The sequence below is a fragment of the Trebonia sp. genome, assembly GCF_049794275.1.
Lineage (GTDB): Bacteria > Actinomycetota > Actinomycetes > Streptosporangiales > Streptosporangiaceae > Trebonia.
The window spans coordinates 1-1,928 of the sequence record NZ_JBARCR010000860.1; the positions used below are offsets into that span (position 1 = coordinate 1).

Here is a 1,928-nt window from a genome sequence, read left to right on the forward strand (position 1 = left end):
CCGCCACACACCCTCCCAGCCCGGCGCGCCGATCCTGGCCACTGACGTACCGCTGAGCCGCGAGCCGGCCGGCCCGGTCAGCCCGTCGCTGGCACGCGCCGCTGCGGTCAGGCTGGCGCCGCCCGCTATGCCCGCGTACAGCACGAACTCGCTGAGCGCGGCGCAGCCGGCCCGCGCCCATTCGGTGGCCGGCGACATCCACTGGATGCTCATCAGGTCCCCGGCCCTGCCGACCACGTAGCTGATGAGGAGGGGCGCGAGCGCGATCGCCTCGTCCCGCGTCGAGCCCCTGACCAGCCACACCCCCGCGATCACCACGAAGGCAACCGAGAACGCGGCCATCGTGACCGGCGTCAGCCTGCGCGAACTGGCCCAGCGCGCAACGTCCCTGGGCACGCGGTCGGCGGCCAGCGCGGCGCGGCGGCTGGGGGCCAGCTCTTCCGCGGTCATCGGCATCCTTCCTGCGGGTGCGCCGTTTTCCCAGCGTACCGAGGCGCCTGTCATCCGCCGCGGTAACCACGCCAACAGCGGGCGGCTAAAGTCCTGGTGTGACGGTGACACGGGCGGTGGCGGTGGTGCTCGGCGGCGGCGCGGGCAACAGGTTCGGCGCGGCGATGCCCAAGCAGCTCCTCACCCTGGGTGGCAAGACGCTCGTCGAGCACTGCGTGACAGCCTTCGCCTCGGCCCCCGGCATCGACGAGGTGCTCCTCGTCATGCCCGCCGCCTACGCTGCCGAGGCGAAGAAGCTGGTCGGAGACCAGGTCAGCGCCATCATCGAGGGCGGCGTCACCCGCCCGGACTCGGTCCGCAACGCCCTGGCCTACCTGCTCCTCAGGAACCCCCCAGAGACCACGGGCGTCCTCTTCCATGACGCCGCCCGCCCGCTGGTCAGCCAGCAGATCATCGCCGGCTGCGTGACCGCGCTGCAGACCCACGACGCCGCCGGCACCGCGGTCCCGTGTTCGGACACGATCATCGTCACGACAGACGGCGTGGTGTCCCACGTCCCGCCCCGCGAGACGCTGTTCCGCGCCCAGACCCCGCAGTGCTTCCGCCTCTCGGTGATCGCCAAGGCCCACAAGCTGGCCGCTGCCGATCCGGACTTCACCCCCACCGACGACTGCGGCGTAGTCCTCCGCTACCTGCCCGGCACCCCGGTCCACATAGTCCAGGGCAGCGAATCCAACATCAAGATCACCTACCCAAGCGATCTGGCCATAGCAGAAGCCCTCCTCCGAGCCGAGCGCTAACCGCTCAGGCGAGCTCACGGCGGACGAGCCAGCGCTGCTTGCCGCCGCGCCGGCCAGTCGTCCGCTGGACGCGCTCGAATCCATGCGCCTCGAAGAGAGCGACGGTTCCGACGTAGCCGCTGGTCTGGTCAATGCGGCTGCCGTCAGGATCCACCGGGTAGCCCTCGACCACGGTCGCCCCCATGGCACGCGCATGCTCGACCGCCCCGTTGAGCAGGTCGTGCATCAGCCCCCTGCGCCGGAACCCCGGCCGCACCACGAAACAAACCGCCGACCAAGCCTCCGCGTCATCAACATGCGGAATCGTCCGCGAATTCACCAGGGCGCGATAGCTGGCCTTCGGCGCGATCGAGCACCACCCGGCAACCTCGCCATCAACGTACGCGAGCACCCCGGGCCCAGGCTCCCGTTCGCACAGACCCCGCATGAGGTCAATCCGCCCGCCCATATCCAGGCTGGAATTCCTGTAGACCACGCACACGCACCCGCCGGCCCCCGGCTTGCGCGGCACCATAAACGAGGCGAAGTCCTCCCACCGCCCAACAGCCCCAACCACCTCAACACCCACCCGGCCAAGATATCCCGGCCCCGCCCGCACCCACGGGTTCCATGATCACGAAGGAAAAATCTCCTATACGCATACTTTTCTTTCGTGATCATGGAATTCCCGCGCGCGGG

General features: G+C 69.7%; 3 protein-coding genes. 1 reads left to right on the forward strand and 2 read right to left on the reverse strand.

The genetic code is table 11. From position 1 onward, the window contains the following. Positions 1-450, reverse strand: a 450-nt coding sequence (locus WA805_RS22270) for a hypothetical protein (RefSeq protein ID WP_425243303.1), incomplete at its 3' end; no start/stop codon positions are given. Positions 451-548: 98 nt separating this feature from the next. Between WA805_RS22270 and ispD the strand changes: the two genes are divergently transcribed. Beyond that, positions 549-1,250 carry a 2-C-methyl-D-erythritol 4-phosphate cytidylyltransferase gene (gene ispD, locus WA805_RS22275; protein ID WP_422337676.1) on the forward strand — a complete coding sequence of 234 codons (702 nt, stop codon included), beginning with the start codon at positions 549-551 and terminating at the stop codon, positions 1,248-1,250. Between the two features lie 4 nt (positions 1,251-1,254). On the opposite strand, the gene WA805_RS22280 is transcribed toward ispD, so the two are convergent. Beyond that, positions 1,255-1,818, reverse strand: coding sequence for an N-acetyltransferase family protein (locus tag WA805_RS22280; protein WP_425243304.1), 564 nt, complete (start codon positions 1,816-1,818; stop codon positions 1,255-1,257). Positions 1,819-1,928: the final 110 nt, after the last annotated feature.